This window comes from Undibacterium sp. Tian12W (genome assembly GCF_049339405.1).
Classification (GTDB): Bacteria; Pseudomonadota; Gammaproteobacteria; order Burkholderiales; family Burkholderiaceae_D; genus Undibacterium.
In genome coordinates this window covers 1-25,435 of sequence record NZ_JBMPPK010000021.1, presented here as the reverse complement: position 1 = coordinate 25,435, position 25,435 = coordinate 1, and the positions used below count along the sequence as shown (strand labels likewise).

The window sequence follows — 25,435 nt, the reverse complement described above, 5'->3', positions numbered from 1 at the left end:
ATCACGCTTGCGGCACATCGACGATCTCTTCCGAATCATGAAAGCGGGTGTAGTGGATGTGCTGGACATTGTCTGAATCGCGGCTGTTTTCAAATACATCGACATAGCGGTGGTTCCAGTGTATCTGGCTGCAAGGGTAATAGTGGCGCGCCCTTTGCGGCTGGTTGGTAGTGTCATCGACCCCTTCTATACTCAGTATCAGCGAAGCCCTGCATGCGTGCAGAGCCGCTTCATCCATGCCAAACAGTGGGCTGCTTTCATCAATGACATGGATGACTGTCCAGCCCAGAATGAAGATGGGATGCTGCTCACGCTCCAGCTTCATGTCAGTGATCTTGCGAAAACTGCCCATATTGGCCGTGCTTTCATCCCGCATCAGGCGTAGTTTGGCGGTCGCCTCACTGATGATGTTCATGCGCGCATTAGCCAGGCGTATCAGCAAGACCCGCTTGCCATCCATGATGTGACTGACAGGGTGATTCGCAAAAATAATGCTGGAACGCGGACGTGAAAAGCGTGCAAACATGACACCGGTAATCAGGGCCACACTGGCCATGCCGATAAAAATCTCCAGCGTGGCAATGCTGTGGCCATATATTGTCTGCGGGTGCATGTCGCCATAACCCACAGTCGCCAGCGTTTCCACACTAAAGAAAAACGCTCCCAAGAAACCATTAGGATGCAGATTGCCTATCGGGTTATCGCCCAGCATGAACAGCGAGGCAAAGCACAGGTTCAACACCAGGAACACCACACCCACACCAGCAAAAAACACCGGCCAGCTTGAGGTCATTGCATAGTAATAAATATCTTGCCAGAACTGCGTACGCAAACCATAGGCAACGACAGAACGGCCACCCATGCTGATACTGCGGCCATGCGGTTTTTGTTGGGTCATGTTGGAGGGCTTTCGAATATTGTGGATATTTGATCGTTCACTTGTCGGCGCAAAAACTGGTCACTCGTTCCTTTTCAAGGGGAGATTTGTGGGAATTCGCAAAGCGCAGCTTTGCGCCACAAATATCTAAGCCGCATGTAAGCGGCGCAGTGGAATGGTCGGGTGGGGGATGGGGTCGGTTGAACAAGTATAATTAGTTTCTTTCTCGGGCCAAAGTTTCTTAATACAGGACCTAGGACGGATATATACGTTATTGAACCGCCCAGTGTTGGGCTGGTGAAACGTAGCCCAACCTACCCAATCAACTACTGATAAGGATTCCCCAGCCCCATCCCCGCCAATATCTCTATCTCCAGCGCTTCCATCTCCTCAGCTTCATCATCCTCTTCATGATCATAGCCCTGGGCATGCAAGACGCCGTGGACAATCAAATGCTGGGCATGTTCAAGCACGGTTTTCTTTTGCTCGGCTGCTTCCTTCTCCAGCACATCGGTACACAGGATAATGTCTGCCTGCGTTACCTCGGCATCTTCATCTTCGGTATAGGCAAAGGTCAACACATTGGTGGCGTAGTCCTTGCCGCGATAATCATGGTTGAGTACCTTGCCTTCTTCAGCATCGACAAAGCGCAAAGTGATTTCTGCCGGGAAGAACAAGGCAGCCTGCACGGTCTTGCGTATCAGCGGGCGGGTCAGGATATCTTGCAGGCGCTTGTCGGCATATTGCACTGACAGTGTCAGCTTGGGTTTAGCGACCGTTTTAGTTTCAGCTTTAGTTTCAGCTTTAGATGCAGTTTTACTTTTTGCGACCATGATGGGCAGAGCTTAAAGGGGTTGCAGGTTTCAGCAAGCCGATGGCGGCGCTGTTGGCGGTGGCATTGGCATTCGCGCTTTCATAGGCATCGACGATGCGGGCGACCAGCGGGTGACGTACCACATCGACGCTGCCAAAATGGGTAAAGCCTATGCCGCGTACACCATCGAGTACCTGACAGGCATCGACGAGGCCGCTTTTCACATTACGCTGCAAATCAACCTGAGTAGGGTCACCGGTAATTACCGCTTTGCTGCCAAAACCTATGCGTGTCAGGAACATCTTCATCTGCTCTGGCGTGGTGTTTTGCGCTTCATCAAGGATGACGAAAGCATGGTTCAGGGTACGGCCACGCATATACGCAAGCGGGGCAATCTCGATGACCTGTTTTTCAAACATTTTTTGCGTGCGGTCAAAGCCCAGCAAGTCATACAGCGCGTCGTACAAGGGTCGCAGATAAGGATCGACCTTTTGCGCCAGGTCACCCGGCAAGAAACCCAGGCGCTCACCTGCTTCTACCGCCGGGCGGGTCAGCACGATACGCTTGACGGCATCACGTTCCAGCGCATCAACTGCACAAGCTACGGCCAGATAGGTTTTACCCGTACCAGCCGGGCCTATGCCAAAGCTGATATCGTGCTCGAGTATGGTCTTGATGTAATGATTCTGATGCGGTGTGCGCCCGCGCAAATCGCTGCGGCGGGTTTTGAGCGTCGGGCTTTCTATGTCGGCATCTTCCGGCAAGGGCGCATCCACCGCGACGGCGTCGGCAGGAATCACATCATCCTGATCTTTGCCGGCCTTGCCTTTTTTGAGGCTTTTGCTGGCACGTTGCTCTACCAGGGCCAGTTGCACTTCATCGATGGTGATGATTTTTTTCGCCAGGCCATAGAAATGCTCAAGTATCTCTATCGCTTTCTCGGCATTGTGGCCGCTGACGATAAATTTTTCACCACGGCGAAAGATCGTCACATCCAATGCCGATGATATCTGCCGCAAGTTCTCATCCAGCGGCCCGCACAGATGCGCCAGGCGGGTATTGTCCAGTGGTTGAGGGATGAAATGTGCTACCGGCACGGGTGTTTTTGCCATTATGCTGTCACTGCCTCTTCGACGAGTTCGCCGCGTAAGGAATAATTATAGGATTCGGTAATGCGGGTATTCACCAGCGTACCGACCAGGTCTTTGGAACCCGCGAAATTGACAACGCGGTTATTCTCGGTGCGGCCCTGCAATTCATTCGGGTCTTTTACCGACGGGCCTTCTACCAGAATACGCTGCACCGTACCTATCATGGCATTGCTGTATTTCTTGGTATTGGCATCAATCACAGACTGCAAATGCTGCAGGCGGCGCAATTTAAGTTCTGCCGGGGTATCGTCAGCCAGGTTTGCCGCTGGCGTGCCTGGGCGCGGGCTAAAGATAAAGCTGAAGCTGTTATCAAAACCAATGTCATTGATGAGCTTCATCAGAGCATCAAAATCTTCATCCGTCTCACCAGGGAAGCCGACGATAAAATCAGACGACACAGAAATATCCGGGCGCACCAGTCGCAAACGACGCAGGACGGATTTGTATTCGATGGCGGTGTAACCACGCTTCATCGCAGACAAGATACGGTCAGAGCCATGCTGTGCAGGCAGGTACAGATGATTAACCAGCTTGGGTACCTTGGCATAACAGTCTATCAGGCGCTGTGTGAATTCTTTGGGGTGGCTGGTGACAAAGCGTATGCGTTCTATCTGCGGGAACTCGGCGATGTATTCGATGAGCAGGGCAAAGTCGGCGATCTCGCCATCTTCCATAACGCCACGGTAGGCATTGACGTTTTGCCCCAGCAGGGAAATTTCCTTGACGCCTTGCTCAGCCAGGCCAGCGACTTCTGCCAGCACGTCATCAAATGGACGCGAGACTTCTTCACCACGGGTATAAGGCACGACGCAGTAACTGCAATACTTGCTGCAACCTTCCATGATGGACACATAGGCACTCGCGCCTTCAACACGCGCTGGTGGCATGTGGTCAAACTTTTCAATTTCAGGGAAACTGATATCGACTTGCGAGCGGCCAGAACTACGGCGCGCATCTATCATCTGCGGCAAACGGTGCAGGGTTTGCGGGCCAAATACCACATCGACATAGGGCGCACGCTTGACAATGGCATCGCCTTCTTGCGAGGCAACGCAACCGCCAACGCCAATCAGCAGCTCTGGTTTTTTGCGTTTGAGTTCACGCAGACGACCGAGGTCAGAAAATACTTTTTCAGATGCTTTTTCGCGCACGCTGCAGGTGTTCAGCAAGATCACGTCAGCATCTTCGGGATTATCGGTCTTCACCATGCCGTCATTGGCATTGAGGATATCTGCCATCTTGTCCGAGTCATACTCGTTCATCTGGCAACCGAAGGTTTTAATAAATACTTTTTTTTGCATAATTTTCTACAAGCTCTACCTGCTCAAGGGACTGACATTGTCCATGCTGCCTTGCACTACTCCCCTGAGCCAGCGCTACATCACATGTTCGTATTTTTAAAAATTTGTGGCACCCATTCCTTGGCGGCGGGTAATACCCTTTTACGTTCAATCTCGGTCAATACCCAGATTTTGACAACGTCACCATAATTATCTTCCAGATAATTGATGATCACGTAATTGCCGGTAATTTGCGTAGGCGAGATAAACAGGTTCTGGTCATCATAAATACGCAAACCCGGTGCGGTGTTTTTGGCTTTACCATCAATCAGTACATCGGGATATTGCGACATATTCAATACGCCGCGCTTGGTATTCTCCGGAAAATTACGTTCATCCGGTATTTGTGCAAAACCTTGCAAACTCGTCATGGCCAGCAAGACCAGCATGAACATCATCATTACACGGCGTAAAGCCAGCATCATAGGCATACCTCGGCACCTCTTGGTGGGGATTAAATTCAAAGGAATCAACTACTTAGGTCAAAACCTCGGGAAACCGGCAAGCCTGCAAGTTTAACACAGTCAGCGCCACACTTCCTATTGCAGCATAGCAGCACTTGCAGCCGCAACAAGCCAAAATGGCCCAAAATCTGTGATAATGGCAAAAAAAGAACGATGGAAACCCATGCACACCCGCTCACCCCGCTCTGAAAAGCGAGAATTTGATACCCGCCATTTCCGGGACGCCCTGTCGCAATTTGCCACTGGCGTCACTGTCATCACCACCCGTCTGGCAGATGGCCAGTTCCTGGGTTTGACTGCATCCTCCTTCAATTCTGTCTCGCTGGACCCGCCCCTGATACTCTGGAGCCTGGGCACGGCCGCCAACAGCCTGCCCGTGTTCAGCGGCAATTCTCACTACGTGGTGAATATCCTGTCGGCAGAACAAGCCTGGCTGGCCGAGCAATTTGCCAGCCGCAAGACTGACCGCTTTGCAGGTGTTGATTACACCCTGTCACGCACGGGTCACCCTATCCTGACTGGTGCCTCGGCCTGGTTTGAATGCCATAACCGCAGCCGCTACCCTGAGGGTGACCATGTTATTTTCGTTGGCGAAGTCGAGCATTGCGAATTCACCAAACAGGCACCGCTGGTGTTTCATTCAGGCCAATTCTTGCGTCCTACCAAAGAATAGATACATCCATGATCAGTATTTTGCCTGCCGACCTGGTCGGCTACTTTGCCGCCTGTCTGACGACGACCGCCTTTGTACCCCAGGCCTGGCTGACCTGGCGGCGCAAACGGGCGGAAGGTGTGTCTCTAGGCATGTACATCATCCTCGTCCTTGGCATCACATTGTGGCTAGTGTATGGCCTCATGCTCAGCGCCCTGCCCATCATCATCGCCAATATGATCACGCTCATGCTGGCCATGTTTATTCTCGTGATGAAGCTGGTCTATAAGTAGATTTTCAGTACCTGGCTTCGCACCCAGTCGCATATACACATCCAGGAAGACAGCATGTCTGATGACAACAATACGGGCGACAATACAGGTCACAATAAAAGTAATGATAAGGATATCTATAAAATCCCGGCTGCTGCCCGGCCCAGAATGCGCCTGTTTGCCGCCGTTGCGGCAGGTGTCATCTATGGCTTGCTGCTGCGCGTAGGCTTTGAACACAAGTCTTTGCATGCGTGGTTGCAAATTGTTTCTACCGCCTTTTTGATCCTCGCTCCCTTCAGCGTCGGCGCAATTGCGGTCGTGCTGGCGGCGGGTAAATCCCATATCCACGTGGGCATGCAAGTCATGGTGTCCTTCATGTCGATGATGGCCTTTTTGCTCGCCATGTTCGTTTTCCTGCTGGAGGGCATGGTTTGCCTGGTGCTGGTCTTCCCGGTCTTTGTGGTGGCGGCCCTGATAGGCGGCCTGATTGCAGGTGCCATCCACAACCGCTTTCGCGCATCCAAAACCAGCCTGTATTCGTTTGCCCTGCTGCCACTCCTGCTTGGCCCGGTAGAAGCCAGCTTGCCGCCAGTGCAAAGCGAGCAACTGGTCAGCTCTGTCATACAGATACAGGCCAGCCCTGAAGAAGTGTTTGACCAACTGGCCTCGGTGCAAAACATCAAGCCCGATGAACTCGGTTTTTCTTTCGTGCACCTGATAGGTTTGCCCAAACCCATCGCTGCCGACTTCACGGGCGCTGGTGTAGGCGCAGTAAGAACTTCGCGCTGGGAAAAAGATGTGCGCTTTGAAGAAATCATCACCACCTGGCAAAGACCCAGCACCATGCATTACAGCTTTCATATCCTGCCGGGTGGCATCCCCAAGTATGCTCTCGACAGGCATGTGGAAATGGGTGGGGAATACTTTGATGTCATTGATGGAGGCTACGACCTGAAGGCAAAAGATGGTGGTACAGAACTGCGCCTGAGCACCCGTTTCATCAACAAGTCACAACTCAAGACCTACGGTGACCTGTGGGGCAAGATGGTGCTCAACGATTTTCACCAATCCATCCTCGGCCTAATGAAAAACCGGGCAGAGCAAAGCCATCATCAACAACAACTACAGCAGCAGCAGGCAAAAACAGCAGATTGATTGATATATTGGCGATTGCTTGAATCCCAGGCCAGGATGTGAGAAGCTTGGGCCTTGATTACGACCCGGAACCTGAGGCATCCTGCATGAAACTCTCACACCTTTTATCTGCCGCTCTATTGTTGGCATTGGCAAATAGCGCATCAGCCCAAGTACAAAGATGCGTCGATAGTGATGGTCGTGTGACTTTTACCGACAATGTCTGCCCTAAAACCAGCGTCAAGGAAAAGTCGGTCAAGGCCAACCAAAAATATGTGGGCTCAGAAAAAGTGCAAGAAACCAACTGGGCGGCAAAGAATGAAGCTTTTAATCAGCGCCATGCTGAGCGTGAGAGACGTGCTGACAATGAAAGACTGATCCATAATTTCATCACCACACCACTGCCACCTGGCGTGAAGTATCAAAGACTAACCACATATTCTGACCGCCCATCGAAACTCGACAACAGATAAAACCTGGCTTGCCTGGTCAATTAGTCAAACTCAACTAATCTCAAGCAAAGGCCCAGTTCGAAAAACTGGGCCTTTTTGCATCTGTCGTGCTATTACTTGTGACCATCTTTCGCAGAGGGTTTTGCAGTTGGTTCTGCAACTGTTTTCGCAATTGGTTTGACCACTGCCTCTACGCCACGCGCACCATGCATGTCGGTATCAACCTTACCCGCTTGCAAGTCGTTCAAAGCCTGCTTCATGACTTTGCGCGGCGCAGTCTTGTCATCCGTCGTCTGATCGCGTTCATGGGGTAGCAAAGCGTCATCGTCTTTAGCAGCATCGCTACGCTCTACCGCTTCCGCCGCATTGGTACGCTTGAGGTTTTTGTTATCGAGATTCACATGTCTAGTGTTCACGGCCATTTACTCCCTGCTCTGCTGCTTGTTGAGCCACAGTAGGTGCAGAAGATACGCCAGACGCAGCAGCCCCGTTTTCTGAAGGCAAGCTGGCCGGGATCAGATTGGGCGGCATGCGTGGGTCAAAGTCTTTCCAGTCACCTTTACTGATAGTCCCTTCGCCCAGTTCTATCTGGTCTGCGCCCAGATCTTTAAGCATCGTGATCACGATCTGTTCGGTCTCAGGTTTGTTGACACTGACAGCCACAATCAAACCAGAACGGCGCACACTTGCCGCATTTTCTGCATCATCATCGGAGGTTTCGCCCTTGTCCTTCATTTGCGACAGGCTGCCTATCAACGAGCCCACATGTGCGCCCACCATAGCACCCAAAGCAGTACTGACAGGGCCAGTGACTGGCGCACCCAGCAAACCCACAGCAGCACCAACCGCACCACCAGCAGCAGCACCACTGATCGCACCGCTACCCGCCTTGGTTGCCCCCGGCGACGCGTCACGGTCACCCCCGATAGGATACATGTCATGCTGCCCCGGAGGATTAAGATAAAAAGAACTGATCTGCCCAGGCGCAAAACCCAGTGCCATCAACTGATAAATAGCCTTTTGCACCTGTTCCTGCTGCTCCAGCCGACCCGCGATAATATGTGTCATGATCATCTCCCATCCTGGTTGCAAAACCCTGCATCGGCCTTAGCCTATGAGGATGCTTGTTAACAGGATAGGGTGATACCGTACAGCTTTCTGTGCGCTGGCGTACGCAAGCATCTGTACAGGCAATGAGATATATGGCAACAGCTAAGTGATTCAGTCACTCTTTTATTAACTAAAAAACCTCTTGAGGGCATCAATTAAGGCACCAAAACCAGTATAGACTTCTATACCTTTAGGGAAAGGTTTGGCCTGCTCAGACAGCGGCAAAACCGGCGGTGCATCAATGAATACAAAAAAAACAGGCCCAACAAATGGAATTGCAGCAATAAGCATGAACAAACACTTGTACCAGGCCGGCCCCGGCCTGCGCAAGACCGTACTCCAGATTTTAATGGTGGCGCAAAGCGATACGAACATTAAAACTGCAAATAAAACTGGATGGTTGCTCATTTTCTCGCGACCTTTTTCTTGCTACCAATAACGTCAAGCACTCAGGATTGGTGCTATCTCAGCACGAAATTCAATTTTAGACTTTTCTGCTGCATCAATCAGGTAGCTACCGAGCGCTGTGCTTTGATCTGGTAGGCAATTCAATGGCGCGAAATCATGTTGAAAGTCTTCTATAGTCAACATCATGTAATTACTATAGCCATCAATGACATCGACCAGCTCAGTTTCAAACTCTGCTAAAGATATTTTCCCTTCCTGAACTCCCAGATACAAAAAACCCAGTAAAAGTGACACATAGCGTTCGTCAAAAATGACATGCTGTTCGCTTATTTGTTCCCGTAAAATATCCTGCGCCTCATCTGCAGTCTGGCACGCAGCCAGTTCAGTGAGCCAAAATTCTGGCATTACTTCAAGCTCACTTAAAGCGCTTGACGAACTTGCCACGTGTGCCGCGTTTGCGAGATTGTTGATCTCTGCAACAGAGACATACTTTGACTCGACGAGAGAAAAAATCAGCAACAAAAAATTCTTATTTTTATCTTCATCCATAACATCAAAACTTCACACGCCCCGCCAGCTCCTGTACCGACGTCGTCCATTCATTCGACAGCTTGGAATCTTCCCAAAGTTCCTTGAGTTCAGATTCATCCCCCAGGATTCTGGCAATCACCTGATGGGCTTTCTCGACCAGTTCCTTACCTGGCACCAGCTTAGATTTTCTGACCCATTTATCGACGCTTTCACTATACGCATTACGCATGCCCCAGTTGCCCTGTAATCTGGCAATCACTTCGATAGCGGCAATTGCCTCTTCTGCATCAGAAGCATCAATATAGCCATCGCCTTCCTGCAATATCTTGTCCAGCGTCTCTTCTACCAGTGACAGATCATTACAGTCTTCAATGGCATAAGCCCAGTCACATGCAGTATCGTTTCCAAAAGAATCGGCAGCCCAGGCACCCATATCAGTTCTCCTAAATTTGAAATACTCACCGGAAGGCAAAACTACCCTTCTGTTCAAGAAAATCCGGTTGCGCCAAGGTGGCTCAAGACATCAAACTTCATCCGCCTTGCGCACATACACTCCTATCAAACCCAGCACACCCACAAACACACAGATCAAATGCAGGTACATCAAAGGGATGATTTCATACAAGACATTTTCATCACTATAAGGATGCAAGGGCCGTATGTCTGCATGCATGATGCTGTCGAATACCACATGGGACAAAGCACCAAGCAAGGCGCCAATGCTGACCTGCAACAACGTCAATTGCTGCCAGCGATAAAAATTTGGCAGATAAAATCGTCGTGCGCACCAGCGTGCCAGCAAAAAAAGCAAGACCGTAAAACCCGCCATCAAAGGTGCACCAAGATAGGTATGGAAGAAGACATGCACAGGGAATTGCGCATGCATGAGGTTATATACAGACTCCACATCAATGAACACATTCACGGCAGCGAAAGACAAAACACTGACGTGGCGCGGCGCTGCCGCCTTGAGGGCAGCACCGAGACCAAAATGAAATGGAGTAACCGGCATGAAAGATGTACGCTCCTGCGCAAAGATAATCAAGCAGCAGCATACGATGAGCAGGGATGATGGTCAACCAGACAATATCAGGCACGATAAGGTGAGCACTGCCAATATTGCGCAGACCTGCAAAAACCAGCTCAGTAATCGATGCCGCGCCCGGTTTCGAGCAGTGACTTGAGGCTGGACAATACCAGCGGCCCGCCAAAGCTGATGCCGCGATGCATTTCCAATGCTCGGAAGGTATCCGCGAACAATAAACTTTTTACGAGAAAATATCCAGCATTAGTGCTGGCTTGAGTATCATGAAAATCGCGAGGACACCTGTCAGATATCCGATAGGATCCTGCCCTTCCACACCATAAGCAATACGCCGCACGAACAAGCAATGGCACGCAAATACCAGCATCGACAAGTCCATTGCACGCACACCGGCATTTTTCCCCACCAGGGAAAACAAGGCTAAGGTCGGGACCAATCCACCCTGCTCAAGTACGCGCCAGGTGGTTGCCGTCTGTGGTGTTTTCTTATTCAATTTTTTAGCAGGTATTGTCACAGTCCACATTATAAATTTGGGGCATCAGCCAGAGCAATTCTTTTAAGTTTTGATCAGTTCATCTTATTCTGTCAATATGGGTAGCAAGGTCTTTACTGTTTGACTGATACGTTACAATCTATCTAAAAAATGGCGTTCCCAAGACGAAAGGCAACAGATACTTTTACCTTGAGCACCTCAGTAACACACCGAAAGATTGCGACATGAATGAAATAGCCAAAAGTTTTTTGGATGCCTATGCCAGCGGTGGCGAAATAGAAGGTGGCTGGAAATTTGCCAAAGCTTTGCAGCAAGCCCAGCTTGATTATTCGGACAAAGGCTTACACCGACTGGATCAATTATTTGCAGCCATGCGGGAACGTGTAAAGCCTTCCCGGGAAGATATGCAAGGGTCGCTGCAAGGTCGCAACTTTTGCGCCCTGATTGCCTATCATGTGATTGAAATCCTGCGTCGCCGTACTGGCGCGCATATCGATTGGCATGACAAGGCATCAGCACTCCAGGAATTACCGGCTGGCATGCAATTACCCAACGAACCGTTTGCCCGGCTGATTGCCCTTGCGCCTGACCAAGGCGTTGCATTTATGCCTTTGGATTGGATAGAGGCAGAGATATTTGCAGACAGCCAGCAATCAAAAGCTGCAGACTATGTCACAAGCCTGATACAGCAACTTGAACGTCACGCACCTGTCATTTGGTGGACAGGCATGCAGGCCCTGGGGCGTACTGCCTCATGGCAAATGATGATGGCGGCTGACGGCGGTACTGTGCTGCCCTTGATGCTGCGCTCAACTGCGCCCATGTCCTGGTGCGCGCTGATGTCTGGCCTGCCAGGTGAAAGCCCTGAACAGGCTTTGCAATATGGTGTTGATTGCCTGGAGAAAAACCTGGACAGTGCAACATGGCAAGTGTTTTCTTATGATGGTTACGCTGATATTGAAGAGGGCAGTTTCGATGCGGTGATAGTCATTCTTTATACTTACGGCACGTCGCCGTTACAGTTGAAAATAGCTTTTCCGTATCGCCCCGCCCAGGCTGGCCGGGCATTTGAAATCCTCGACCCAACTTTGCGTGGCACAAATGTAGAAGGCGAACAAGTGCTGATGTCGGGCAATGCCATGCAACGCGGCATACGGAGCATCAAGTGGGCGTTTGGAACTACGTGGGACCAGTTACGGAAAACGTAGAGCTATGCAGACAATGATATTTATGACGGAAGCTCTCACAGCTTCCGCCAACTACTGTATCTATTTTCAAGCTATTGCGGCTTGACAGTTTCTTTCTTCACAGGCTCCGGCACCCGCATCATCATACGGCTGGAGGGTGAATCCGTACCCATCAGCATATTCCAGTTTTTGTCTGCATCCTGTCCTGCCTTGTTCAACATCGGGATGGATGACAATACATCGCCAGATTTTTTTGGTGTTTCTGCTTCTGGTTTGGTGGATTTAGCTGGCTCCGCTGTTTCACCAGGCTTGGCGGGCGTTGCGGGTTTGACGGGTGCTGCCGGGCCTGGGCCATCCCAGACCTTGTTGGTCAGGTCTTTGTCATACTGTGTTGCATGTTTGTCGAGGCGCGTCAGCAATTTATTGTATTCTGCCGGGTTGGTATTCCAGGCCTTATAGATATCGCCGACATCATCAGACCCGGCGACCTTCTTTTTATCCAGATAGACCGCAATACCGAACGACACATTCGATGCCGTGTTGAACCTGTCGTATTTATCGGCCACTTCATAGCCGCCTATGCGCTTGGTGCCGCTCAACCTTTCTGTTGCATCCTTTGCCGTGCTGTCGGTAATCGCAAACACGCCAGAGGCAGAAGACTTGCGCGAAGTCGTTGCGGCGTCAGGGTTGAAGCCAGATTCCACCTCGGCCAGCGCCAGTAAATTGGCAGTGTCTTTTTGCGACAGATTAGCCTTGCCCGCCTGCTGCACAATTTCTTTTTGCACTTCAAACTTGACATGATCATTGGCATCACCCCAGGTGCGGCTGTCGCCCTGGGAGTCTGCCGTCAGTGGATCGCCGTTATGGCTGAAGTTCTTGGTTTTATGATGTTTTGCGCCTGTCATTTTATTTCCCCTCGCGCTGTATGCGCTTTACTGATACTTTTTCAATTTCAGTGAAACGTCCATTGTCATCCAGCACAAAACCGTGCTTTTGCAGAACATTGCCAGACAAGGCCTTGGGTTTGAAATTCGTTGCGCCAAATTTTTCACGGCTGGAACCCAGGAAAACACCCTCAGAAAAATAATCATCCCACTCGCAAGACTTGCAGTTACCGAGGTTGGTGGAACTCAATACGATCTTGTTCCGCCCCTTTTCTTCTTTACCTTTATCCCCTTTACCCTTGACGCAAGCCAGTTGCGTAATCAGTGAACGGTCTTTCAGGTAATCTTCATACAGATAAAGTTTTTCAGAAAACTTGTCTGTGCCAGCCTGGCGCAGCTTCACCTTTTGCAGGAAGCATGCCCCATCCAGACGTTCATTCGGTTCGCAATAGGTTTCGACAGTGACATCCAGCTCATCACAATGCAGGCTGGCTTCAGTGATATAGGTAGTTGATTTGGCCGTTACTTGCGCATTGGCAATAGCAGGCAGCAAGGCCGCCCCAAGGACGAGACTGCTCAACAAACGAAAACTGCCAGGAAAGAAATTATTCATAGGCATCCACTTCTTGAAGTGTGCGACAAGGGAAAAAGCATCAGCAATACCTATTCTACAACAAAATATATTTTTACTTTCGTTTTTATATAAAATTAGAAACGGTGGTCAAAATAGATTATCCGTGCCAGATAAATATTGCCTTTGGTGTGCTATTCAATGCACAGCAATCTCCACCACCAAGCACTAGCCCCCCAACCGTCATGCCAGACTCGATCTGGCATCCAGTGTCGTTAAGCCGAGAACTACGTTTAAGCGCATGGCTGACAAAAGCATCCGCTCATCCACGCCCTACCCAGCACAAACCTCCCACAAACACTGCCGCAACCACCGGTGCCCAGGATCAGCATCCATACGCGGATGCCACAACATCGAAACAGTAATCTCCAGCGCAGGAAACGGCAGCTCAAAACTATACATGCCCGCCCGCAAATTACCCGTATGCCGTTCAGGCACAGTAGCGATCAGGTCCGACGCCCGCGCCAGTGCCAGCGCTGCAGAAAAGCCACCCACGGTAGTCAGCACATCCCGCTCCAGCCCATAAGGTTTAAGCGCATCCGCCATCGGCCCCTTACTCTGCGTGCGGCGTGCCACCAGCACATGCTGGCCGGATGCATACACCGTTGGCGTCATAGCAAGCTGACTCAAGGGATGCCCAATGCGCATCACGCCTATGAACCGGTCACGGAACAAGGCGCGGGTACGTACTTCAGGGCTGATGGAATCACCGACCACGCCGGTTTCCAGATCGACGCTGCCATCACGCAAGAGCGTGCTGTCCTTGTTCAATTTCGGCATGAAAGTCAGGCGTACACCTGGCGCTTCTGCACTGATGCGTGCGATCAGGGCAGGGCCAAAGTTTTCGACAAAGCCATCGCTGGTGCGCAAGGTAAAAGTCTGCGTCAGTTTCGCAAGATCAAGCTGCGTAACCGGGCGCAATGCCGCCTGTGCATCTTGCACTAGTCGGCTCACCTGCTCACGTAATTCCAGCGCCCTTGGTGTGGGCACCAGGCCGCGCCCTGCCCTGACCAGCAAAGGGTCACCCGTGGTCTCGCGCAAGCGTGCCAGCGCCCGGCTCATGGCAGATGGACTCAGCCGCAGCCTGGCAGCAGCACGCGCCACGCTGCCTTCGGCAAGTACGGCATCGAGGGTAATCAGCAGGTTAAGGTCGGGAATAGACATGCATTTATTCTAACGCGCTTTTGCCTGACACAGTTTATGGCATAGCGTCATACGCATGAATAAAGTGCAAACCGTGCGTCTTCCGCCTTATATCGCAAAAGCCTATGATCAGGCATCGTTACTCAAATCAGCCAAAAAATGAAAGCCACACCCATCCCAGAAGCTATTGCATCGCCCACAAGCACCAAGGCATCGCAACAGGTGCGCTGGATACTCGCCAGCCTGTCGCTGTCCATGTTGCTGTCCTCACTGGGCACCAGCATCGCCAATGTGGGGTTGCCAACCTTGACGCATGTATTCAATGCCTCATTCCAGCAAGTGCAATGGGTAGTCGTCGCCTACCTGCTCGCCATCAGCACTCTCATCGTCAGCGTAGGCCGCCTGGGGGATATGATGGGGCGCAAACGCCTGTTGCTGGCAGGTATTGCCCTGTTCACACTAGCGTCGGCCCTGTGCAGTGCAGCCCCCACGCTGAATATGCTGATCGCTGCCCGCGCTATGCAAGGCCTGGGAGCCGCCATCATGATGGCACTGACCATGGCCTTTGTCGGTGAAACCGTCAGCAAGGAGAAAACCGGTAGCGCCATGGGTTTGCTGGGTACCATGTCTGCCGTGGGCACGGCGCTTGGCCCATCACTGGGCGGTATACTGATTGCAGGTATCGACTGGCGCGCAATCTTCCTGATCAATGTCCCGCTGGGTATCATCAGCTTCATACTGGCACAACGCTACCTGCCACAAGACCAGCAAGCCAGCCACAAAGCCAATAATAAAGCCAGCGCGCGTTTTGATCACATCGGCACACTGTTGCTGGCCTTGACTCTGGCAGCCTATGCGCTAGCCATGACGCTGGGTCGTGGACATTTTGGCGCACTGAATCTGGCATTGCTGTTTGCAGCCACCCTTGGTGCAGCCCTATTCATGCTGGTAGAAACAAAAGTCGCATCACCACTGATACGCCCCTCCCTATTCCGCGACATCACCCTCAGCACCAGCCTGGCCATGAACACCCTGGTCGCGACCGTCATGATGGCCACGCTGGTGGTCGGCCCCTTCTACCTGTCGCGCTCGCTGGCACTCAGCGACGCCATGGTCGGCCTGCTCATGTCCATAGGCCCTGTCATCTCTGCCTGTAGTGGTGTCATCGCAGGCCGCATTGTAGATCGCATGGGTGCACCAGCGACCGTCACCACCGGGCTCGTCGCCATGATCATTGGTGCATTCGGTCTCGCCCTGTTGCCGTCCATCATAGGCATCTCTGGCTACGTCATCGCCATCGCCATACTCACACCTGGTTACCAGCTTTTCCAGGCCGCCAATAACACCGCCGTCATGCAAGACATCGCCCCGCATCAGCGCGGCCTGATCTCCGGCATGCTCAATCTCTCCCGCAACCTCGGTCTCATCACCGGTGCAACTTTGATGGGGGCAGTATTTGCCTATGCATCAGCCAGTAGCGACATCAGAGCGGCTACGCCAGCAGCGATTGCAACTGGCATGCAGACCACGTTTATCGTGGCGGGGGTGATACTGGTGATGGCACTAGGCATTGCCGGGACAGAGAGATTGCTCACAAAGTCGAATCCCACAGTTTGAATAAGGCATTCAACTCCACAACTCATTTCAGGCAACACAGCATTTGCCGCAACACCTGAGAACATCGTCACCATCTTGTCATCAAGCAACTTTACAATGCCAGCCCATGCAGGCGGCTAGTGCCTCTCATTTTACGTCCCTGCAACAGTCCCGCTATCCATCTTCGCCTGGTGCGCATATGCCAGGCGTGTCTTAGAACCTGTGACAGGAATGACCATGAATGTTCGTTTTTTAAATGAGCGCAAGGCCGCAAAGCAATTGCTCTCATTATGTTTGCCGCTGGCACTGATCGCCTGCGGCAACAGCAAAGATGCTGCAACACCCGCACCAGAACCCGTCGCTGAAACACCCGCCGTGGCCGTCATGTCTGACGTGCATTTTGAAAACGTCTATGGTGATCTCAAAAATGCCAAGTTCTCTGGCATACCGACTGGTGACGGCAAATTTGCCACCATACGTACCATGTATGCGCAACTGACTTCCACCCGCCTGTTCAATGAAAACTACTTCGCCTTCCGTGGTGCACTGGATGACGCTTATGCACGCGGCATCAGGCTGGTAGCCTTGTCTGGCGATTATTCTGACGATGCACAACCCGTCAATATCGATGGCATAGCAGCGATCTTGAAAGAATATCAGGCCAAAGGCATGCGCTTCTTTATCGCGCCCGGCAATCACGATCCTAATGAGCCTTATGACGATGACGAAGCTGGTAAAAATGATTTCCTGACAGCAGAAGGCAAAGAACAAAAAGTTTATGCCGTCAATTATTCCGGCTGTAAATCACAGGATGCCACTGTCGCCTGTACCAACCAGCTCATGGAACTCGGCTACGAAAAACTGATCGCCCAACTGGGTGAATTTGGCTACATGCCCAACAAGGCCGACGTGTATTGGGAGACGCCGTTTTCCAGCTATGCCAATTCCACCTATACCTATGACGCAGCACTGACCAGCGCCGACGTAAAAAACCGCCAGTTTGAAATTTGTGCTGAAGGCGAAGGCGGCAGCTACAAGGCAGAAGGTGAAAAAACCCTGGGCAAGGCATTTACCAAATGCACCAGCATCATCGACTCCAGCTATCTGGTGGAACCAGTCAAGGGTGTCTGGCTGCTCTCGATTGACGCCAATGTCCACATCCCCAACGGCGCATTTGACCCTGTCAATGCCAAGGCATTCAAAGGCTTTGACGGTGCTGGCAATGCGGGCTGGAACAAAGTACTGACGCATAAAAAACACTTGCTGGCCTGGATCAAGACTGTCACCGCCCGCGCCAAGTCTCAAGGCAAACGTCTGATTGCCTTCTCGCATTATCCCACCATGGATTTTTACGCCAATCAGACTGATACCATGAAGGCCGTCTTCAAGTCAGGCGCCTTCCAGGTGGCACGCGTGCCTGAACAGGCCACCACTACGGCACTCGCAGCCACAGGCATGCAATTGCACATGGGCGGCCACATGCATTTCAATGGTACCAATGATTACAAGGACGCATCCGGCAATTACTTCGTCAACGTGCAGTCACCCTCGCTGGCCGTATTTGGTGCCGCCTACAAGATCGTCAAATACAAGGACCAGGATACAGTCGATATAGAAACCGTGCCCCTCAACAACGTGGCACGCTACAACGAACTCTTCAAGTATTACCAGACAGAGTACGACTACCTGCAAAACAGCAGCCTTGCCGCTGATGTGAGCAAACGCTGGAGCAAGGATATACTCGCCACAAAATCCTATGGCGAATTCACCCGCTTCTATTTTGGTGAACTGTCACGCCTGCGCTTCATGGATGAATACTGGCCTTGCGAAATGAAAGAAGCCGCCACCAGCCTCGACGCCAAACAGATGCTGATCCTGTCGCAATTGCAAACCCAGGTCACGTTCGCGCAATTGAAAGACATCCCCGGCGTCTTGCCTCTGACCGCCGCCTGCATGTCCAAAGGCAGTAGCGGCACCAACAGCGGCACGCCTGTCTCAGCCAGCCAATTAACCGCCGACTGGACAGTAGCCACCACCAAGGCCACACAACTCGCCACGGCGGCCGGTTATAAGCTGGATGATTTCGCCAAGATCAGCGCCTATGAATTCTATGGCGACTTCCACCGCACCGTCTATGCAGGCGAACTCGCCTTGCGTGACATGGGCACAGACCGGGTCAAGCAATACAAAGTCCTGATGAACGCCTTCCCGGCCAGCCCCGCTGCCATCAGCATGCTCGACGGCAAACCATCAGACCAGAATGCGGTCAATGTGGTTTTCCAAAACCAGTTCAAGCAAGTATTCAGCATCCTCAAAGGACTGGGCTCAGGCAAACCAAGTGACCGCTTCACCGTCAACTTCAAAACCCAGACGTTGACGAATACTAATACCAGCTCTGCCAGTTTTAACTAAAGCGCTTGTTCATCCCGTTTGCCCTGGGCAAGCGGGATGATTCTTTGTGAGTGATAAACTTACCATTCCTCAGAAATGAATTGATCAACTCTTTCATCTGAAAGCCCCATAGTCAACCAACCTGCTACAGGTTTCGCTGCCTTTAAAGACATACCAAATGCGGCCCTGAAATATTTAATAAAATACGCTCCAGAAAGTTCGGTAAGTTCACCTTTTAAATACTTTAGCAAGGCAGACGGCGGGTGTCCCAGAGACTTTAGTCTTCGTAATTCTTCGACTATTTTTTCATCTGGTATATACGGGGGTGTTTGCATAAGGTTTCTTTTATCAAGGCCTGAATATATTGATATAGCGTCTGTAGTTCACGCATTGTATTTAAGCAAAATTCCGTCAATCAATTTCCTGATTTCTGCCCTTAACTTGTGTTCGTCCAACTCATAGCTTTCACGATCTGCATCTGGATTGTACATATCAGCCAGACAAAAAGTGCTGGATAATACTTCGCTCAATTGTGGGTTATCGAAAAGGGTTAACCCGCTATCTCGCTCCTTTTTCCATCGTTTCATGAATTCATCAGCAAAAACTTCTGCATTCGACTCCGTCGCAAGGAATTTCTCAACAAACCTCAAAAGCTTCTCGCTCATGCGAGTGCCCCTTCTTTAAAAAAATCTCAAAATTATTGCGCCAGCGTGCACACGATAAGTGCAACAAATCGCAGTTGCTCGCTTATTGACTCCCAACCGCATCCTCCAGCAAGGTCATGCTTTTTGCGACCTTGCCTTTCTTGGAGCTGAGTATGACCTTACGATCGCGTTTCTCGTCATACTGATAGCTTTCACTGATTTGCTGGCCAGTCAGCAAGTTGGTGCTGACGGTAGAACCCTTGCCCACCATGCCATCTGCCTCCTCTTCATCTATCCCTATCATTTGCAAACGCTGGCTGGCAGCATCCAGGCGAAAGCGCCAGGTATAGACTGCGTATTCACGCGAACCACTATACTGGCTGACGACCAGCACACCGTTTTTGACGGCGACATTGACACCATCCTTAACGCCACCACACCCCTGGCATTGCAGCAGCTTGCTATTGCTGCCCAATACACTGTAGCCCTTGCCTGCATTCGCCTGCAGCACGATCAAGCCACGCTGCCTGTCGTCAGCAGTGCCCTTGCCCTCTACCAGCACGGCGGCAATATCGGCCAGGCCATCACCATTAAGGTCACCGCTGACCTGGCTTTCCACCATCCAGCCAGGCGGCACAAAATCACGCAGCGCCGGTGCCGTGGCAGGCATTTTCTTGCCAAAGGGCAGGCTTTGCTGCGCCTCACTGTTGCTGTGTAGCACCGCAGCCAGTAACAGGGCAGTGAATTGGATAGAGATGGCAAGCTTCATGGATGTTGATCTTTCAAATACGAGGGATGCATCTGATATGGACGCGGCCTAGTGAGGTTTGATACACGGGTGAATATGGGTACGGACATGATACTTGATTTGTCGTTCTACCCAGCCCACGCACGCCCTCCTGGCAAACAAAGATTTCTTTGCAATGTGCGGTAGCACGCAGAATTAAAGAATACTTTCGCCTACACTGATGTCAGTGACAAGATAAATTGCAGGCTTTTGACAGTGCACTTGCACCTGTCATGCAGCCGCATATTCAGCATCTCTCCTATCTTATTTACTATCTTAATGAGGTCATGCCATGAAACACGATCAAACAGCAATCAACCATACCCGTAACCAGCGCGCCGCAAAAAAAGCAGCAGGCCTGATTGCCGCCGTCATTTCATCCCTGCTGCTGGTCAATGTGAGCACGGCAGCCGATCGCCAGGATACCAGTGCCAACGCCCGCGCACGCTACGAAAATGAGAAGAGTATTTGCAACAACGGCCAGTCCAATCAAGCAAGAGAAACCTGCCTGCGCGAAGCCGGCGCCGCGAAACAGCAAGCCCAGTTAGGCACCCTGACCACAGCAAGCGAAGACCAGCTCCAGCGCAACCGCGAACTCCGCTGCAACGCCCTCCCACCAACAGACCGTGAATACTGCCTACAACGCATGCGCGGTGAAGGCACACAGTCCGGCAGCGCCCAAAGCGGCGGTATCTCGCGTGAACTGGTTGTGCCGGTCAAACCAGGGCAATAAGACTTTATCTGTACCGCATATTCAAATGGTACTGGGCTTTGCGAAGCTCAGTACTATCTCAGCTGGCAATATCGGACTTGCCACGGCTACCAAAAAATTCACGACGATTTCACACGCGTCTGAAATCCCAGCATAACCGACACTGTTCGGGTGATATCCGTGCGCACTTGCGTAGCGGCTCACTGACGCCCTGCCCTGATCATAAGATTGTATGCAGCAAAGCACCCGCACAAATAAGCGTGCACCTTAGAAATAAATTTCACTGGTAAGTGGCAAATAATACAATTATAGTTATTTATTATTTAACTATCTATTTATACCACCGCTTATGCCGCGCTCATTCAAACATCAAGCATTCAAAACACAAAAACCGCAAACCCTGGACATCATCAGAAAACTACATGACATGAGTGGCCTACAAGGGCCAGAATTGGAATCCCCACTAGAACGCTGGAGTGAAAAGACCTTAGACAAGCTGATGAAAGCAGGGTTCATATTGTTCGGCCTGATCATCATCTTCGCATTGTGGCACTTCATCAGCCCCTTAAATGAACATGCTGTGATATTCGCCCTTGTTCTGGGTGCCGCCGCAATAATCCTTCCAACCTGCGCCTTGATGATCACGATTTATTCTGCCATTGTGACTATCAAAAATCTGAAAAAGAAGTCGTTGGAAAACTTCATACTTGGCATCGAAGCCGATCAAAAGCATGTGAGCGAATTGTATGCATACTCCAAAAAAGATCTGGAGCATGCGCAAAGAATCATCCAGTTAAAGATCACTCGCATCAAAAACAAAATCAGCCTCGTGATCGGTTCACCAGAAAAGATAGCATTCATCTCACTGGCCGCAATTGGATGTACCTTGATCAAAGAATTTTCGTCTAAAACCCCTCCGGTGAAACTTCCAGAAATTTCTTTAGTCTCCGCCCCTCTCTATGAATTCATATTCTGTGCTGCATTCATGCTGAGCCTGCTGGCTTTTGTGGTTGTCTATCTGAGCCGAGGGATGCGGGAGTACGTTTATCAGTCAGAAATCTTGGACTTGGCTATTGCTTTAAAAAAAGAAAATGAAGCTGCCTGAGACAGATTTTGTAGGGTGCGTTGCAACGCACGATGGGCGATGAATCCAAGCACGGTAGGTACGATGAGTGCAACGTAATCCTACGCATGGCATGCGGTGATATAACTACAAGCTCCTTATAGCTAACTCCAAACTCATGCTGCTTTCCTCTTCAAAAGAATGCTGATTGCTTTCCTTGAATTAACTTTGCAATAAGGGATATGATAGATACATGTCAGTTATTGCAGTAAAGGCAAAAGCGGCGGGGCAAGGGTAATTTACTATTTTAAATCAGTAGATGATCAAATCTACATGCTGGTGATCTACCCCAAATCAGTCAAAGACAATTTATCCGCCGCCGAAAAAGCCATACTCAAAGATTTGGCAAAGCCATTGTACGCCGCAAATACAAGGAGTCAAAAATGGACAAAGAATTATTCGCAGACCTCGTTGCCAGTCTGGCAGAAGCAGGCAAAATCGCCAAAGGCCTGGTAAAGCCTGCGCATATTACGACACTGCATAAATCTGACAAGCCGAACAAAAACCAGACAAAACCAGGAAGCAAAGCAGCCACCGCGCCAACAATTCAACATACAAAAATCGATGCCAGACAAGTACGTGAGAAAACGGGTTTGTCTTAAAGCGATTTTGCGATTGTCATGAATGTCAGCATCAAGACTCTGCAAAACTGGGAACAACACAAGCGAGAACCGACTGGTGCGGCAGATTCGCTACTCAGAGTATTTGCTGCTGCGCCAGAATTGGTTCTAAAGGCTCTGCATCATTCTTGATTGATTATATTGAGTTAATCTTTGTATCTTATTTTGAGCGAAAAATAACCGGGAAGAAAGTAACAATATGTCTTTTTTAAATGATCAATACAATAAGATGAAAGATCTAGTTGAATCAACTAGCAAATTTCAGGAAGCGCTTGATGCTGAAAAAAAATATCGTGATCTAGTCAATTATTCTAGCCTAACAGAAAGGGCTATAGATAAATACAATAAACTAAGGGATATTATTGAATTACCTAAAATGGCAAGAGAGCTAGCTGAAGAATATTATAGACAACACCAATTAACCAGCTCTATCGTTGCAAATAGCACGAGCTCATTTCAGCATTCTCAGCATCTATATGAAACAAATAATTTAACGTCTACACGCCTTTTCGAAGAATTAGAAAAAGAGAGGAATCATTTAATCCGTGAATCATCAATTTATACAAAAATTGCACAAGATTTTGTCTCTTCAAGGGAAACTATCTCTAGCACAAGAGATTTAATCAACCAAATTTCCGATCAACTTACCTCTTATACGCTTTCCAATCAAGCCTTAAGGCTCTCAGAGATTTCCAAACCATACCTAAATACACAACGAATTATTGAGCAAAGCATTTCCAATGATTCATTGGGAGTACTTTTTCAACAAAAAAATATTGGAGGCAATTTAGGGATTCCAATCCCAGATAGAGCGACAATCGAATCTATTGCATCAATTTGGGGAGAGAGCGGACTTGAGCGACAGCTCCGTTCTCTTGGATTGGATTTTGAGTCTCTGCGGACAGGTAATAATTTAGATTTATCATCAAATTCAAGCACGGATCTTCATAATAACCGTGAACTCTCATTCGCCGACATACTCGCAATAATTTCGATTATCTTGGCCATACTTGTGCCAATCTGGCAAAAATTTGACTCTGATGAAACCGAAGCTCGATTGACAAGCGAAATAAGGAATTCTGAAGAGCGCCAAAATGCACGAATGCTCGCTCTCCAAAAGTTAATAGAGCAAGCACTTGTTACGACTCAGCCACAAGAAATTGGAAGTGATATTTTCATAGTTCTTTCAAGAAGTACTCATGTAAGAACATATCCTCAAAATGGCTCATCAATTGTCGCTACTGTCTTCCCAAATCAACAAATCACTTTACTCTCTGAACGAGGGAAATGGATAGAAATTCACTATTTTGACTGGATAGCCCAAGAAATCAGACATGGTTGGATTTTAAAAAAATATGCACTAAGAGTTGAGAAAAGAAATCCACAATCCAAAAACAAAATAGGCAAACGAGACGACTCAAAAAATGAGGATGAAATACTCAAAGCCATAGCCCTGTCAAATGCGGATATAGCCGCAGGCCGATTTATTCAAGAATCCGCGGATCAACATATTCAACGAAAATTATCGGTGAAATAATGTTCAAACTCATTTTTACTGATCAATATGAAAAAACCGAACAACAATTTTTAAATCAACATCCAGAACTTTTAGATAAGTATCGTTCTGTTCTTTTATCATTGGAAATCAATCCAAGACAACCATCACTTAGGCTTCACCAACTCAAGGGGAAACTTAAAAAATATCATGCAGTTTCAATAAATTTATCTTACAGAATCACGCTTGAATTAATCATAACCAAACAGGAAATTATTCCTATTGCAGTTGGAACACATGATAACGTGTATGGGAGATAATAAGTTTAAGCAAGCTTAGGGAACATCTGATTAAGTTCTAATTTCCATCAATTACAAAATCATGTTCCAGTCAAAGCATAAAACGTGCTGCTGATGCGGACAGGTAATAATTTAGATTTATCATCAAATTCAAGCACGGATCTTCATAATAACCGTGAACTCTCATTCGCCGACATACTCGCAATAATTTCGATTATCTTGGCCATACTTGTGCCAATCTGGCAAAAATTTGACTCTGATGAAACCGAAGCTCGATTGACAAGCGAAATAAGGAATTCTGAAGAGCGCCAAAATGCACGAATGCTCGCTCTCCAAAAGTTAATAGAGCAAGCACTTGTTACGACTCAGCCACAAGAAATTGGAAGTGATATTTTCATAGTTCTTTCAAGAAGTACTCATGTAAGAACATATCCTCAAAATGGCTCATCAATTGTCGCTACTGTCTTCCCAAATCAACAAATCACTTTACTCTCTGAACGAGGGAAATGGATAGAAATTCACTATTTTGACTGGATAGCCCAAGAAATCAGACATGGTTGGATTTTAAAAAAATATGCACTAAGAGTTGAGAAAAGAAATCCACAATCCAAAAACAAAATAGGCAAACGAGACGACTCAAAAAATGAGGATGAAATACTCAAAGCCATAGCCCTGTCAAATGCGGATATAGCCGCAGGCCGATTTATTCAAGAATCCGCGGATCAACATATTCAACGAAAATTATCGGTGAAATAATGTTCAAACTCATTTTTACTGATCAATATGAAAAAACCGAACAACAATTTTTAAATCAACATCCAGAACTTTTAGATAAGTATCGTTCTGTTCTTTTATCATTGGAAATCAATCCAAGACAACCATCACTTAGGCTTCACCAACTCAAGGGGAAACTTAAAAAATATCATGCAGTTTCAATAAATTTATCTTACAGAATCACGCTTGAATTAATCATAACCAAACAGGAAATTATTCCTATTGCAGTTGGAACACATGATAACGTGTATGGGAGATAATAAGTTTAAGCAAGCTTAGGGAACATCTGATTAAGTTCTAATTTCCATCAATTACAAAATCATGTTCCAGTCAAAGCATAAAACGTGCTGCTGAACATGATTTTCATCAAGAATTGGGGAGTTGTATCCCCAACTTCTTCAGTTCT

General features: G+C 49.1%; 32 protein-coding genes and 1 pseudogene. 15 read left to right on the top strand and 18 right to left on the bottom strand.

What is annotated here, in order from left to right:
* Nucleotide 1 precedes the first annotated feature (1 nt).
* The 5 genes from ACO0LI_RS23830 to ACO0LI_RS23810 form a co-directional block, all read right to left on the bottom strand.
* Nucleotides 2-898 carry an ion channel gene (locus ACO0LI_RS23830; protein ID WP_423035757.1) on the bottom strand — a complete coding sequence of 299 codons (897 nt, stop codon included), beginning with the start codon at nt 896-898 and terminating at the stop codon, nt 2-4.
* A gap of 305 nt (nt 899-1,203) precedes the next feature.
* Entirely contained in the window at nt 1,204-1,710 is a 507-nt protein-coding gene (gene ybeY / locus ACO0LI_RS23825; RefSeq protein ID WP_423035755.1) for an rRNA maturation RNase YbeY, read from the bottom strand.
* Nucleotides 1,694-2,806, bottom strand: coding sequence for a PhoH family protein (locus ACO0LI_RS23820; RefSeq protein WP_423035908.1), 1,113 nt, complete (start codon nt 2,804-2,806; stop codon nt 1,694-1,696). Before ACO0LI_RS23820 ends, ybeY begins: the two co-directional genes overlap by 17 nt.
* Complete coding sequence (gene miaB, locus ACO0LI_RS23815) at nt 2,803-4,143, bottom strand: tRNA (N6-isopentenyl adenosine(37)-C2)-methylthiotransferase MiaB (protein WP_422953988.1); 1,341 nt, start codon at nt 4,141-4,143, stop codon at nt 2,803-2,805. The genes ACO0LI_RS23820 and miaB overlap by 4 nt, the downstream gene beginning before the upstream one ends.
* Nucleotides 4,144-4,223: 80 nt before the next feature.
* The gene (locus ACO0LI_RS23810; RefSeq protein ID WP_423035753.1) at nt 4,224-4,613 is read right to left on the bottom strand and encodes a hypothetical protein; all 390 of its coding nucleotides are present in this window, start codon (nt 4,611-4,613) and stop codon (nt 4,224-4,226) included.
* Nucleotides 4,614-4,809: 196 nt separating this feature from the next.
* On the opposite strand from ACO0LI_RS23810, the gene ACO0LI_RS23805 reads away from it, so the two are divergent.
* The 4 genes from ACO0LI_RS23805 (at nt 4,810) to ACO0LI_RS23790 (ending at nt 7,177) form a co-directional block, all read left to right on the top strand.
* Nucleotides 4,810-5,319, top strand: coding sequence for a flavin reductase family protein (locus tag ACO0LI_RS23805; protein ID WP_162042452.1), 510 nt, complete (start codon nt 4,810-4,812; stop codon nt 5,317-5,319).
* An 8-nt stretch (nt 5,320-5,327) separates the two neighbouring features.
* Nucleotides 5,328-5,591, top strand: a complete 264-nt coding sequence (locus ACO0LI_RS23800) for a SemiSWEET transporter (protein ID WP_423035751.1) — start codon at nt 5,328-5,330, stop codon at nt 5,589-5,591.
* Nucleotides 5,592-5,645: 54 nt separating this feature from the next.
* Entirely contained in the window at nt 5,646-6,725 is a 1,080-nt protein-coding gene (locus ACO0LI_RS23795) for a hypothetical protein (RefSeq protein ID WP_423035749.1), read from the top strand.
* A gap of 86 nt (nt 6,726-6,811) precedes the next feature.
* A complete protein-coding gene (locus ACO0LI_RS23790) occupies nt 6,812-7,177 on the top strand; it encodes a DUF4124 domain-containing protein (RefSeq protein WP_423035747.1) in 366 nt (121 codons plus the stop codon).
* Between the two features lie 92 nt (nt 7,178-7,269).
* Here ACO0LI_RS23790 and ACO0LI_RS23785 read toward each other — a convergent pair whose 3' ends face one another.
* The 7 genes from ACO0LI_RS23785 to ACO0LI_RS23755 all read right to left on the bottom strand — a co-directional run bounded on the left by ACO0LI_RS23785 (nt 7,270) and on the right by ACO0LI_RS23755 (nt 10,743).
* Nucleotides 7,270-7,572, bottom strand: coding sequence for a hypothetical protein (locus ACO0LI_RS23785; RefSeq protein WP_423035745.1), 303 nt, complete (start codon nt 7,570-7,572; stop codon nt 7,270-7,272).
* Complete coding sequence (locus ACO0LI_RS23780; RefSeq protein WP_423035743.1) at nt 7,562-8,224, bottom strand: hypothetical protein; 663 nt, start codon at nt 8,222-8,224, stop codon at nt 7,562-7,564. The genes ACO0LI_RS23785 and ACO0LI_RS23780 overlap by 11 nt, the downstream gene beginning before the upstream one ends.
* Nucleotides 8,225-8,392: 168 nt before the next feature.
* The gene (locus tag ACO0LI_RS23775; protein ID WP_423035741.1) at nt 8,393-8,557 is read right to left on the bottom strand and encodes a hypothetical protein; all 165 of its coding nucleotides are present in this window, start codon (nt 8,555-8,557) and stop codon (nt 8,393-8,395) included.
* 150 nt (nt 8,558-8,707) lie between these two features.
* On the bottom strand, nt 8,708-9,223 hold the full coding sequence (locus ACO0LI_RS23770) for a hypothetical protein (protein WP_423035739.1): 516 nt from the start codon (nt 9,221-9,223) through the stop codon (nt 8,708-8,710).
* Between the two features lie 4 nt (nt 9,224-9,227).
* Nucleotides 9,228-9,638, bottom strand: coding sequence for a DUF4259 domain-containing protein (locus tag ACO0LI_RS23765; RefSeq protein ID WP_423035737.1), 411 nt, complete (start codon nt 9,636-9,638; stop codon nt 9,228-9,230).
* Nucleotides 9,639-9,728: 90 nt separating this feature from the next.
* Complete coding sequence (locus tag ACO0LI_RS23760) at nt 9,729-10,217, bottom strand: hypothetical protein (RefSeq protein WP_423035735.1); 489 nt, start codon at nt 10,215-10,217, stop codon at nt 9,729-9,731.
* A gap of 256 nt (nt 10,218-10,473) precedes the next feature.
* On the bottom strand, nt 10,474-10,743 hold the full coding sequence (locus ACO0LI_RS23755; RefSeq protein ID WP_423035733.1) for a hypothetical protein: 270 nt from the start codon (nt 10,741-10,743) through the stop codon (nt 10,474-10,476).
* 224 nt (nt 10,744-10,967) lie between these two features.
* Between ACO0LI_RS23755 and ACO0LI_RS23750 the strand changes: the two genes are divergently transcribed.
* On the top strand, nt 10,968-11,951 hold the full coding sequence (locus ACO0LI_RS23750; RefSeq protein ID WP_423035731.1) for a hypothetical protein: 984 nt from the start codon (nt 10,968-10,970) through the stop codon (nt 11,949-11,951).
* Between the two features lie 71 nt (nt 11,952-12,022).
* Here ACO0LI_RS23750 and ACO0LI_RS23745 read toward each other — a convergent pair whose 3' ends face one another.
* The 3 genes from ACO0LI_RS23745 to ACO0LI_RS23735 form a co-directional block, all read right to left on the bottom strand.
* A complete protein-coding gene (locus tag ACO0LI_RS23745) occupies nt 12,023-12,835 on the bottom strand; it encodes a transglycosylase SLT domain-containing protein (protein ID WP_423035729.1) in 813 nt (270 codons plus the stop codon).
* A 1-nt stretch (nt 12,836) separates the two neighbouring features.
* Nucleotides 12,837-13,427, bottom strand: a complete 591-nt coding sequence (locus ACO0LI_RS23740; protein WP_423035727.1) for a hypothetical protein — start codon at nt 13,425-13,427, stop codon at nt 12,837-12,839.
* Nucleotides 13,428-13,718: 291 nt separating this feature from the next.
* Nucleotides 13,719-14,609, bottom strand: coding sequence for a LysR family transcriptional regulator (locus tag ACO0LI_RS23735; protein WP_423035725.1), 891 nt, complete (start codon nt 14,607-14,609; stop codon nt 13,719-13,721).
* A gap of 138 nt (nt 14,610-14,747) precedes the next feature.
* Here ACO0LI_RS23735 and ACO0LI_RS23730 point away from each other — a divergent pair, with 138 nt between their 5' ends.
* Complete coding sequence (locus tag ACO0LI_RS23730) at nt 14,748-16,205, top strand: MFS transporter (RefSeq protein WP_423035723.1); 1,458 nt, start codon at nt 14,748-14,750, stop codon at nt 16,203-16,205.
* Between the two features lie 216 nt (nt 16,206-16,421).
* Entirely contained in the window at nt 16,422-18,596 is a 2,175-nt protein-coding gene (locus ACO0LI_RS23725) for a metallophosphoesterase (RefSeq protein WP_423035721.1), read from the top strand.
* Nucleotides 18,597-18,655: 59 nt separating this feature from the next.
* Here the strand turns inward: ACO0LI_RS23725 and ACO0LI_RS23720 are convergent, their stop codons facing one another.
* From ACO0LI_RS23720 to ACO0LI_RS23710, 3 genes are all read right to left on the bottom strand, one after another.
* Nucleotides 18,656-18,910: a hypothetical protein gene (locus tag ACO0LI_RS23720; RefSeq protein WP_423035719.1), complete on the bottom strand. Its 255-nt coding sequence runs from the start codon at nt 18,908-18,910 to the stop codon at nt 18,656-18,658.
* A gap of 48 nt (nt 18,911-18,958) precedes the next feature.
* Nucleotides 18,959-19,240, bottom strand: coding sequence for a colicin immunity domain-containing protein (locus ACO0LI_RS23715; protein WP_423035717.1), 282 nt, complete (start codon nt 19,238-19,240; stop codon nt 18,959-18,961).
* 82 nt (nt 19,241-19,322) lie between these two features.
* Entirely contained in the window at nt 19,323-19,988 is a 666-nt protein-coding gene (locus ACO0LI_RS23710; protein WP_423035715.1) for a hypothetical protein, read from the bottom strand.
* Nucleotides 19,989-20,298: 310 nt separating this feature from the next.
* On the opposite strand from ACO0LI_RS23710, the gene ACO0LI_RS23705 reads away from it, so the two are divergent.
* From ACO0LI_RS23705 to ACO0LI_RS23670, 8 genes and pseudogenes are all read left to right on the top strand, one after another.
* Nucleotides 20,299-20,739, top strand: coding sequence for a hypothetical protein (locus ACO0LI_RS23705; protein ID WP_423035713.1), 441 nt, complete (start codon nt 20,299-20,301; stop codon nt 20,737-20,739).
* 328 nt (nt 20,740-21,067) lie between these two features.
* Nucleotides 21,068-21,823, top strand: a complete 756-nt coding sequence (locus ACO0LI_RS23700; RefSeq protein WP_423035711.1) for a hypothetical protein — start codon at nt 21,068-21,070, stop codon at nt 21,821-21,823.
* Nucleotides 21,824-22,048: 225 nt separating this feature from the next.
* Nucleotides 22,049-22,297 (top strand): annotated as a pseudogene (locus tag ACO0LI_RS23695) (type II toxin-antitoxin system RelE/ParE family toxin); the annotation flags it as partial.
* Nucleotides 22,225-22,443 carry a hypothetical protein gene (locus tag ACO0LI_RS23690; protein ID WP_423035709.1) on the top strand — a complete coding sequence of 73 codons (219 nt, stop codon included), beginning with the start codon at nt 22,225-22,227 and terminating at the stop codon, nt 22,441-22,443. The pseudogene ACO0LI_RS23695 and the gene ACO0LI_RS23690, both read left to right, overlap by 73 nt.
* A 217-nt stretch (nt 22,444-22,660) precedes the next feature.
* Nucleotides 22,661-23,998 (top strand): hypothetical protein, encoded by a 1,338-nt coding sequence (locus ACO0LI_RS23685; RefSeq protein ID WP_423035707.1) that lies wholly within the window; start codon nt 22,661-22,663, stop codon nt 23,996-23,998.
* Complete coding sequence (locus ACO0LI_RS23680) at nt 23,998-24,276, top strand: type II toxin-antitoxin system YafQ family toxin (protein WP_423035703.1); 279 nt, start codon at nt 23,998-24,000, stop codon at nt 24,274-24,276. The genes ACO0LI_RS23685 and ACO0LI_RS23680 overlap by 1 nt, the downstream gene beginning before the upstream one ends.
* 84 nt (nt 24,277-24,360) lie before the next feature.
* A complete protein-coding gene (locus tag ACO0LI_RS23675; protein ID WP_423035705.1) occupies nt 24,361-25,011 on the top strand; it encodes a hypothetical protein in 651 nt (216 codons plus the stop codon).
* Nucleotides 25,011-25,289 carry a type II toxin-antitoxin system YafQ family toxin gene (locus ACO0LI_RS23670; protein WP_423035703.1) on the top strand — a complete coding sequence of 93 codons (279 nt, stop codon included), beginning with the start codon at nt 25,011-25,013 and terminating at the stop codon, nt 25,287-25,289. Before ACO0LI_RS23675 ends, ACO0LI_RS23670 begins: the two co-directional genes overlap by 1 nt.
* The last annotated feature ends 146 nt before the right edge of the window (nt 25,290-25,435 follow it).

Coding starts and splice junctions, on each gene's coding strand:
- ACO0LI_RS23745 (WP_423035729.1), bottom strand. CDS start 12,835: ATGACAGGCGCAAAACATCATAAAACCAAGAACTTCAGCCATAACGGC.
- ACO0LI_RS23770 (WP_423035739.1), bottom strand. CDS start 9,223: ATGGATGAAGATAAAAATAAGAATTTTTTGTTGCTGATTTTTTCTCTC.
- ACO0LI_RS23730 (WP_423035723.1), top strand. CDS start 14,748: ATGAAAGCCACACCCATCCCAGAAGCTATTGCATCGCCCACAAGCACC.
- ACO0LI_RS23760 (WP_423035735.1), bottom strand. CDS start 10,217: ATGCCGGTTACTCCATTTCATTTTGGTCTCGGTGCTGCCCTCAAGGCG.
- ACO0LI_RS23715 (WP_423035717.1), bottom strand. CDS start 19,240: ATGAGCGAGAAGCTTTTGAGGTTTGTTGAGAAATTCCTTGCGACGGAG.
- ACO0LI_RS23800 (WP_423035751.1), top strand. CDS start 5,328: ATGATCAGTATTTTGCCTGCCGACCTGGTCGGCTACTTTGCCGCCTGT.
- ACO0LI_RS23705 (WP_423035713.1), top strand. CDS start 20,299: ATGAAACACGATCAAACAGCAATCAACCATACCCGTAACCAGCGCGCC.
- ACO0LI_RS23690 (WP_423035709.1), top strand. CDS start 22,225: ATGGACAAAGAATTATTCGCAGACCTCGTTGCCAGTCTGGCAGAAGCA.
- ACO0LI_RS23685 (WP_423035707.1), top strand. CDS start 22,661: ATGTCTTTTTTAAATGATCAATACAATAAGATGAAAGATCTAGTTGAA.
- ACO0LI_RS23740 (WP_423035727.1), bottom strand. CDS start 13,427: ATGAATAATTTCTTTCCTGGCAGTTTTCGTTTGTTGAGCAGTCTCGTC.
- ACO0LI_RS23710 (WP_423035715.1), bottom strand. CDS start 19,988: ATGAAGCTTGCCATCTCTATCCAATTCACTGCCCTGTTACTGGCTGCG.
- ACO0LI_RS23805 (WP_162042452.1), top strand. CDS start 4,810: ATGCACACCCGCTCACCCCGCTCTGAAAAGCGAGAATTTGATACCCGC.
- ACO0LI_RS23680 (WP_423035703.1), top strand. CDS start 23,998: ATGTTCAAACTCATTTTTACTGATCAATATGAAAAAACCGAACAACAA.
- ACO0LI_RS23780 (WP_423035743.1), bottom strand. CDS start 8,224: ATGACACATATTATCGCGGGTCGGCTGGAGCAGCAGGAACAGGTGCAA.
- ACO0LI_RS23700 (WP_423035711.1), top strand. CDS start 21,068: ATGCCGCGCTCATTCAAACATCAAGCATTCAAAACACAAAAACCGCAA.
- ACO0LI_RS23810 (WP_423035753.1), bottom strand. CDS start 4,613: ATGCCTATGATGCTGGCTTTACGCCGTGTAATGATGATGTTCATGCTG.
- ybeY (WP_423035755.1), bottom strand. CDS start 1,710: ATGGTCGCAAAAAGTAAAACTGCATCTAAAGCTGAAACTAAAGCTGAA.
- ACO0LI_RS23830 (WP_423035757.1), bottom strand. CDS start 898: ATGACCCAACAAAAACCGCATGGCCGCAGTATCAGCATGGGTGGCCGT.
- ACO0LI_RS23750 (WP_423035731.1), top strand. CDS start 10,968: ATGAATGAAATAGCCAAAAGTTTTTTGGATGCCTATGCCAGCGGTGGC.
- ACO0LI_RS23775 (WP_423035741.1), bottom strand. CDS start 8,557: ATGCTTATTGCTGCAATTCCATTTGTTGGGCCTGTTTTTTTTGTATTC.
- ACO0LI_RS23795 (WP_423035749.1), top strand. CDS start 5,646: ATGTCTGATGACAACAATACGGGCGACAATACAGGTCACAATAAAAGT.
- ACO0LI_RS23735 (WP_423035725.1), bottom strand. CDS start 14,609: ATGTCTATTCCCGACCTTAACCTGCTGATTACCCTCGATGCCGTACTT.
- ACO0LI_RS23725 (WP_423035721.1), top strand. CDS start 16,422: ATGAATGTTCGTTTTTTAAATGAGCGCAAGGCCGCAAAGCAATTGCTC.
- ACO0LI_RS23790 (WP_423035747.1), top strand. CDS start 6,812: ATGAAACTCTCACACCTTTTATCTGCCGCTCTATTGTTGGCATTGGCA.
- ACO0LI_RS23720 (WP_423035719.1), bottom strand. CDS start 18,910: ATGCAAACACCCCCGTATATACCAGATGAAAAAATAGTCGAAGAATTA.
- miaB (WP_422953988.1), bottom strand. CDS start 4,143: ATGCAAAAAAAAGTATTTATTAAAACCTTCGGTTGCCAGATGAACGAG.
- ACO0LI_RS23670 (WP_423035703.1), top strand. CDS start 25,011: ATGTTCAAACTCATTTTTACTGATCAATATGAAAAAACCGAACAACAA.
- ACO0LI_RS23765 (WP_423035737.1), bottom strand. CDS start 9,638: ATGGGTGCCTGGGCTGCCGATTCTTTTGGAAACGATACTGCATGTGAC.